This is a genomic window from Clostridium cavendishii DSM 21758, from assembly GCF_900141845.1.
GTDB lineage: Bacteria > Bacillota > Clostridia > Clostridiales > Clostridiaceae > Clostridium_AG > Clostridium_AG cavendishii.
Map to the genome: position 1 here is coordinate 1 of NZ_FQZB01000033.1, position 8,060 is coordinate 8,060.

At 28.2% G+C, this 8,060-nt stretch carries 6 protein-coding genes, 4 tRNA genes, 1 rRNA gene and 1 other annotated feature; all 11 genes read left to right on the forward strand.

From position 1 onward, the window contains the following. Window positions 1-21 precede the first annotated feature (21 nt). The 11 genes from rrf (at window position 22) to BUB01_RS22315 (ending at window position 7,933) form a co-directional block, all read left to right on the forward strand. Window positions 22-139: ribosomal RNA gene (gene rrf, locus BUB01_RS22265) — 5S ribosomal RNA — on the forward strand. A 7-nt stretch (window positions 140-146) separates the two neighbouring features. Beyond that, window positions 147-223, forward strand: a tRNA-Ile gene (locus BUB01_RS22270). 5 nt (window positions 224-228) lie between these two features. Continuing rightward, window positions 229-304 (forward strand) — tRNA-Ala (locus BUB01_RS22275). Between the two features lie 141 nt (window positions 305-445). Beyond that, window positions 446-907 carry an HD domain-containing protein gene (locus BUB01_RS22280; protein ID WP_242958466.1) on the forward strand — a complete coding sequence of 154 codons (462 nt, stop codon included), beginning with the start codon at window positions 446-448 and terminating at the stop codon, window positions 905-907. A 15-nt stretch (window positions 908-922) separates the two neighbouring features. Beyond that, the gene (locus BUB01_RS22285; RefSeq protein ID WP_072993882.1) at window positions 923-1,435 is read left to right on the forward strand and encodes a transcription repressor NadR; all 513 of its coding nucleotides are present in this window, start codon (window positions 923-925) and stop codon (window positions 1,433-1,435) included. A gap of 44 nt (window positions 1,436-1,479) precedes the next feature. Continuing rightward, on the forward strand, window positions 1,480-4,146 hold the full coding sequence (locus BUB01_RS22290) for a UPF0182 family membrane protein (RefSeq protein WP_200802932.1): 2,667 nt from the start codon (window positions 1,480-1,482) through the stop codon (window positions 4,144-4,146). A gap of 108 nt (window positions 4,147-4,254) precedes the next feature. Then, the gene (locus BUB01_RS22295; RefSeq protein ID WP_072993885.1) at window positions 4,255-5,649 is read left to right on the forward strand and encodes an NAD(P)/FAD-dependent oxidoreductase; all 1,395 of its coding nucleotides are present in this window, start codon (window positions 4,255-4,257) and stop codon (window positions 5,647-5,649) included. Window positions 5,650-5,663: 14 nt separating this feature from the next. Beyond that, window positions 5,664-5,897, forward strand: a complete 234-nt coding sequence (locus tag BUB01_RS22300; RefSeq protein WP_072993888.1) for a DUF1667 domain-containing protein — start codon at window positions 5,664-5,666, stop codon at window positions 5,895-5,897. Window positions 5,898-6,022: 125 nt separating this feature from the next. Further along, window positions 6,023-6,227 (forward strand) — a binding site (T-box leader). A gap of 107 nt (window positions 6,228-6,334) precedes the next feature. Further along, a complete protein-coding gene (gene serS / locus BUB01_RS22305) occupies window positions 6,335-7,612 on the forward strand; it encodes a serine--tRNA ligase (RefSeq protein ID WP_072993891.1) in 1,278 nt (425 codons plus the stop codon). 105 nt (window positions 7,613-7,717) lie between these two features. Next, window positions 7,718-7,808 (forward strand) — tRNA-Ser (locus tag BUB01_RS22310). 34 nt (window positions 7,809-7,842) lie between these two features. After that, window positions 7,843-7,933 (forward strand) — tRNA-Ser (locus tag BUB01_RS22315). The last annotated feature ends 127 nt before the right edge of the window (window positions 7,934-8,060 follow it).

Genomic DNA, 8,060 nt, shown 5'->3' on the forward strand with positions numbered 1-8,060 from the left:
TGTATAATAACTTGTGTAACATCTGGTAATGATGCGTAATTTGGTAACACCCGTACCCATTCCGAACACGACGGTTAAGCAAATTACGGCTGATGGTACTGCACGGGAGACTGTGTGGGAGAGTAAGTGGTTGCCAGGTCCAACGAGGATCTTTAGCTCAGTTGGTTAGAGCAACCGGCTCATAACCGGTAGGTCCGGGGTTCGAGTCCCTGAAGGTCCACCATTTTTGGGGGTATAGCTCAGTTGGGAGAGCACCTGCCTTGCACGCAGGGGGTCAAGAGTTCGAATCTCTTTATCTCCACCACAAAAGCTGTGAATTTTAATTCACAGCTTTTTTTGTTGTTATAAATAACTCTTTTGGATATAATTAATTATATAATATAACTAATAGGGAGGTTTTATTATATATAGAATTAAACAGTTTATTTGGGCTATAGGTTCTTACTTGAAAAAAATAGATTATGAATATATAAATAGATATTTAAATGAAGATGAAAAAAAATTATTTGAGAAATTAAGAAGAACAGATAAATTTCATAGTATAAGAGTTTCTAAGGATGCTATAAAATATGCAGAAGTAGCAACAAAATTTGATAATATAAATGAAGATATATTAGGTAAACTAGGACTGTTACATGATATAGGAAAAATAGAGAGACCTTTAAATAGTATAGAAAAATCTATCATAGTAATATTAAATAAACTTACAAAAGGAAAATTAAAAAAATATACAAATTTTAAAATAATAGATTCATATTATAATCATCCTATAAAAGGAGTAAATATATTAGGTGACTTTGAGTATGACAAAGTATTTTTAGAAGCTATTGAGAAACATCATAATAAGAAAATAAATGAAAATAATAAATTATTAAATATATTAAAATTATGCGACGATAAAAATTAATCGGAGGTAAGTTATATGTTAGCTAAAGAAAGAAGAGATGGTATTATAAAGTTTTTATATGAAAAAAATGAACCTCTTAAGGGTGCATTATTTGCTAGTTATTTTGAAGTAACAAGACAAGTAATAGTAAAAGATATAGCTATATTAAGAGCTGAAGGATATGACATTATAGCTACTCCAGATGGGTATTTACTTAGAAAAAATAATCCTAATAACATAAAAAAAATAATAGCTGTTAATCATAATGTAGAAGATATTTATGATGAATTAGAAATAGTAGTTAAATATGGTGGTATAATAGAGGATGTAATTGTTGAACATCCTTTGTATGGTGAAATAAAGGGTATGATAATGATAAAAACACTTAATGATTTAATTAAATTTAAAGAAAAATGTATTAATTCAAATGCAAAGCCGTTATCGTTGCTTACAGGTGGAATACATAATCATACTATCTCTACACCTAATGAAGAAAGTATGAGAGATATATTAACGGAATTAAAAGGAAGGGGATTTTTAATTTATTAAAAATAGGTATTATAAAAATGAAAAAATTTAAAATGGGTAATAAGATGAGTAAAAAGTTCAGTATACCAATATTAATATTTTTTATTGTATTGATTTTATTGTTTGCTAGTTCAAAGTTAATTGTAGAAATTGAGTGGTTCAAGGAAGTTAATTATATAGAGGTATTTTTTACGAAAGTAATAGCTATAAGTAAATTATTTATTCCAATATTAGTGATTTATTTCTTGATTTTGTGGCTATATACTAATAGTTTAATTAAGAGTTTAAGCACTATAATAGATGTTAATAAGACTTTAAAAATAAAAAAGATAACAATAATAGTGACTCTAATAATAGCAAGTATATTAGCTTATGGAACTTCGACAAATCAATGGTATAAAATATTACAATTTGGTAACTCTGTTTATTTTAACCATAATGATCCAATATTTAATTTGGATGTTTCTTTTTATATCTTTAAGTTGCCGTTGTTACAGTCTTTATATAAATCATTAATTTCACTAATTATAGCAATGGTACTAATAACGTTAATAACATACTTTATACTTAAAGCTAAGCATAAGCTAACTGAAGTTACTAATATTAATATAAATTCTAATAGAAATATATTAAATTCTTCAGGAAAACAATTAGCTATTCTAGTTGCTTTATTTATGATTATGGTATCTATAGGATATATATTGAGAGGATTTACATTAGTATATAGCAAAAGGGGAGTTGCTTATGGAGCAAGTTATACTGATGTTAATGTGACATTGCTATTTTATAGAGTTATAAGTATTGCAGCATTGATAGTAGGGGCAGTAGTATTTTTTAGCATAAAGAAATCAAAGATAAAGCCTATTATTATAGGTGCAATTAGTATAATATGTCTTATAATTTTAGAGCCTATAACAGCTGGCTTTGTGCAGCAATTTATAGTTAAGTCTAACGAAATGGATTTTGAAAAAAAATATATAGGTTATAATATTGAAGCTACAAGAAAGGCTTTTAATATTGATAGTATTAAAGAAAAAGATTATGAACCAGATTTAAATATTAATTTAACTCAGCTTAATAATAATAAAGATATTATAGATAATATTAAAGTTAATTCAGCTGAACCAACTTTAAATTTTTATAATCAGGTTCAATTACTTAAAAATTATTATGAATTTAGTGATATTGATACAGATAGATATAAAATAAATAACAAATATACTCAAGTATTTTTAGCTCCAAGAGAGATAAATTCATCAAGTATGGGAACATGGCAAAATCAACACTTGAGGTATACTCATGGATATGGTTTGGCTATGAATAAAGTTAATAGCGTTACAAGTGAAGGGCAGCCAGATTTTCTAATGCAGGATATTCCAACAGTAAATAAAACAGACTTAAAATTAGATAATCCAAGAATGTATTTTGGAGAAGGTCAGAATAATTATGTAATAGTAAATACTGATATAGAAGAATTTGATTATCCAAGTGGTGATAAAGAAAACAATTTTAAGTATAATGGTAATTCAGGTATTAAAATGAATATGTTTAACCGTATATTATTTTCAATACAAGAAGGAAATCCTAGAATTTTATTTTCAGGAGCTATAAATAGTGATAGCAAAATAATATTAAATAGAAATATCATGGAAAGAGTAAAGACTATAGCACCATTCTTAGAGTATGATAAGGATCCATATGCTGTTATTCATGATGGAAGGATTGTTTGGGTAATAGATGCTTATACAACATCAAATAAATATCCATTTTCTGAAGCTTATAATGGAATAAATTATATGAGAAATTCAATAAAAATTACGGTTGATGCTTATAACGGAGATACTAACTTTTATATAATAGATAAAAATGATCCGATAGCAGTAAGTTACCAAAAAATATTTAAGGGATTATTTAAAGATGGAGATTCAATACCTAAAGATATAAGAGAACATTTTAGATATCCTCAAGACATATTTAAAACCCAAAGTGAAGTTATTAGCAAATATCATGTAAAAAATACAACTGAGTTTTTCACACAAGAAGACTTATGGGATATATCAAGTAATATAGAAAATGTTGAAGGAAAAGAAAGAGTAGAAGAATCTTTATATTTAATGACTAGGCTTCCAGAAGAAAAGCAATTAGAAATGGTCTTATTCCAATATTTCAACATGAAAGGCAAACAGAATATGGTGAGTGTTCTTGGAGCTAGAATGGATGGAGATAATTATGGAAAATTAATGCTTTATAAGTTTCCACCTCAAAAAAATATATATAGTCCATATTCATTTAAAAATAGAATATTACAAGACCCTGATATATCTAAGGATATAAGCTTGTGGCAGGGAAAAGGCTCTAAAGTCGTTTATGGTGATATAATAATTGTTCCAATAGAAAAATCTTTACTTTATTTAGATACTATTTATTTAAAGGCTGATACAGAACAGAGTATGCCTGAAATGAAAAGGGTAATTGTAAGTAATGGTGATAAAATAGTAAGTGAAGGAACAGTAGAAAAAGCTTTGGAGAAATTATTTAATTATAAAGAAGACAAAAATAATATAGAAGATAAAACTTCTGATAAAATAAATAATAATAATGTTATAGATGCAAAAAAGGCAAAGGAGTTTTATGAAAAAGCTATAGATGCTCAAAAACAAGGAGATTGGCAAAAGTATGGCGAATATATAAAGTCATTAGGTGAATTAATAGATAAGGCTAACAAACAATAATTTAAAGGGCATGTTAAACATGCCTTTTATAATTTTAAAAGATTTAAACTTGTGTTATAATTTGTAAGTAAAGTTTTAAAACTAGAGTAAATTTAGGAGCGGATTTTAATGGATTATGATGTCTTGGTATTAGGTGGTGGCATAATAGGATGTGCTGTTGCTTATGAATTATCTAAGTATAATTTAAATATTGCAGTAATAGAAAAAGACTTTGATATAGCAGATGATATATCTTTTGCAAATACAGCAATTGTTTATGATGGGGTTGAAGCAAAAGATGACTTAATGAGTAGATTGGAACATATGGGTAATGGAATGCTTGAAGATATAACTAAAAAATTTAATGTTCCATTTAAAAGAATTGGCTCATTAAGGATTGCAGAAACAGAAGAATCGATTAAAAAAATAGAAGCAATGTATAATGTAGCTAAAAGCAGGGGAATAGAAAATATACATTTAATAGATGATAAAGATATTTATGATATTGAACCTAATTTAAAATCTAATGTTAAGAAAGCAATATATTCGACCAATACAGCAGTTGTTAGACCATATGATTTGGCTATAGCTTATGGGGAAGTTGCTTTTGACAATGGTGTTAGTTTTAGATTAGAGGAAATAGTTATTGATATTCAAAGGATAGCAAAAGGATTTAAAGTAACTACAAATAAAAATAAATTTACTTGTAGGGTGGTTATAAATACGATACCAGGTGATAATTATACTATAGATAATAATAAAGTTAACATAGATAAACAGGGAAAGACAGTACATTATCTATTAGTAGAAGATAAGTCTAACGATAAACTAACGAATATAGTTACTAAAGTAAATGCTGGAGAAGGATTTATAATACAAACACCTACACTTAATGGGCAGACCTTGATTGGTGTAAACTCTAAGGAATGCTTGAATTTTAATGGAGTCATAAAAAAATCAAGTGAATTAATGCCGGAAATAGATAGGAAGAATATAGATAATATATTTTATGATGATTATAATAAAGAGGGCATGATTATAGATGATAGTCAGATAGAAAAAGGATATATAAAGGTAACAGGCAAACATTATGCAGAAGTTACTATAGCACCAGCTATTTCAAATCTGATATGTGAAACAATAGTTGAAAATTTAAATTGTGCCCTAGATAAAAACTTTGTAGATAAAAGAAGAGATTCATATAGATTCAAGAGTTTGTCCAAAAAGGAGAGAAATGACTTAATATCGTTAGATGATAGGTATGGAAAAATAGTATGTCTTTGTAATCAAGTATCAGAAGGAGAAATAGTTGATTGTATTAGAAGACCGCTAGGTGCCAGAACAGTAGAAGGTGTTAAGAGGAGAACTGGTGCTACATTTGGAAAATGTCATGGATCTTATTGTATAAGTAAAATTATTAACATTTTGGCAAGAGAGACAGGAAAAAAGCCTACTGAGATAGTAGAGGATTCTAAAAATTCTAAAGTTTTAGTATCTAGAATAAAAGAATTTAATGAAGTATAAAGGAGAGAAATTTAGTGCAAGGGGAGATATTTACTAGTGTTGTTAGAGTTAAAGGTTCTTCTAATTTTAATGTAGTATCTGTTAAAAGTAGTAAAGAAGTTTCTTATGAAATATGGAAAGAATTTTCCAAGGTTTTAAGTAGAATATATGTTGGAGCTCCTACTAAAATAGGAGATTTAGTATGTAAAAATATATTAAATACAGGTATAGACATAATATGTACCAAGAATATACCAACTGATAAATAGAGAATGTATTAAAATTAAAAATTAGATAATAATACTATCATATGAATTATAAATTTAATTATAAATTATTTCAGAATTTATTGACAATAAAGTATTATATTTTATATAATAAACTAAAGATTAATATTAAACTGTTGAAGAGGCTAGTAATTATTTTTAAGGGTTAAGAGAGTGGATGTTTTGGTGAAAATCCATACCTTATTATAATGAATCCACCTTGGAGGGACTGTGATGAGCAGTACGGTAAAGCCGTTAAGTTTTTTAAGAGGATAATAAGATGAATATTTTATTATCAATTAGGGTGGCAACGCGGAGTCTTTCGTCCCTTTTATGGGATAAGGCTCTTTTTTTTATGCATAATAAAGCATAACTTATTTTATATAAATCATATTTTAATGCAAAAAATAAATTTAATATATATTGAAGGGAGATTTAAAATGTTAGATTTAAAAAGAATTAGAACGAACCCAGAAGAAATTAAACTAGCTTTATCAAATAGAGGAGAAGATTTTGATTCATCAGTAATTGATGAAATAGTATCTTTAGATGAGGAAAGAAGAAAAATATTAGTTGAAGTTGAAGCTTTAAAAGGAAAAAGAAATCAAGTTTCAGCTGAAATTCCTAAAAAGAAAAAAGCAGGAGAAGATGTTGCTCCTATAATGGAAGAAATGAGATTAGTAGGAGAACAAATAAAGAATCATGATACAAGAGTATCTGAAATAGATGAAAAAATAAATTATATTATGCTTAGAATACCTAATATACCAAATCCTCAAGTTCCAGATGGTGATACAGATGAAGATAACGTAGAAATTAAAAAATGGGGAAATCCGACTGAATTTTCATATGAACCTAAAGCACATTGGGATTTAGGAACAGATTTGGGATTACTTGATTTTGAAAGAGCAGGAAAAACTACTGGTTCAAGGTTTACTATGTACAAAGGTTTAGGGGCTAGATTAGAAAGAGCAATAATAAACTATTTCTTAGACACACATACTTTAGAAAATGGTTATAGTGAAATTTTACCACCATATATGGTTAATAGAGATAGTATGGTAGGAACAGGTCAACTTCCTAAGTTTGAAGAGGATGCATTTAAGGTTGAGAATAATGGATATTTCTTAATACCTACAGCTGAAGTTCCTGTAACTAATATGTATAGAAATGAAATATTAAGTGGAAGTGAACTTCCGATAAAGCATGCAGCTTATAGTGCTTGTTTTAGAGCAGAAGCAGGCTCTGCAGGAAGAGATACAAGAGGTCTTATAAGACAACATCAATTTAATAAAGTTGAATTAGTTAAGTTCTGTAAACCAGAAGAAAGCTATACTGAATTAGATAAGCTAGTAGCTGATGCAGAGTCAGTTCTACAAGGGTTAAATCTACCATATAGAATAGTAAGAATATGTAAGGGTGATCTTGGATTCACAGCAGCATTAAAATTTGATATAGAAGTTTGGATGCCAAGTTATAACAGATATGTTGAAATATCAAGTTGTTCTAATTTTGAAGACTTCCAAGCTAGAAGAGCAAATATTAAATATAAAGAAACACCAAAGGATAAACCACAGTTTGTTCACACATTAAATGGTTCTGGTGTAGCTATAGGAAGAACTGTTGCAGCTATATTAGAAAACTTCCAACAAGAAGATGGTACAGTTATAGTACCAGAAGTTTTAAGACCATATATGAGATGTGACGTTTTAAAATAGTAATAATTTAACTATGGAGTAAGATGATTTACTCTTACTCCATAATTTAAATAATTTTTATTGACAATATAATCTAGTTGTTGTTATAATAGCATATGTAAGTGTGGAAAGATGGTCGAGTTGGTTTAAGGCACCGGTCTTGAAAACCGGCGTACGTGCGAGCGTACCCAGGGTTCGAATCCCTGTCTTTCCGCCATTTTAACATTTTAAATTTATTTAAGAAGGCACATGGAGAAATACTCAAGTGGCTGAAGAGGCGCCCCTGCTAAGGGCGTAGGTCGGGCAACTGGCGCCCGGGTTCAAATCCCGGTTTCTCCGCCAAAACACCTAATTTTAAATTAGGTGTTATTTTTTTATTAAGGTATTGTAAAATAAAAGTTAATATGTTAATATTTAGTTAAAGATATTTTCAATATGTACATAAAAATTTAAATGGCATAAAGTATAT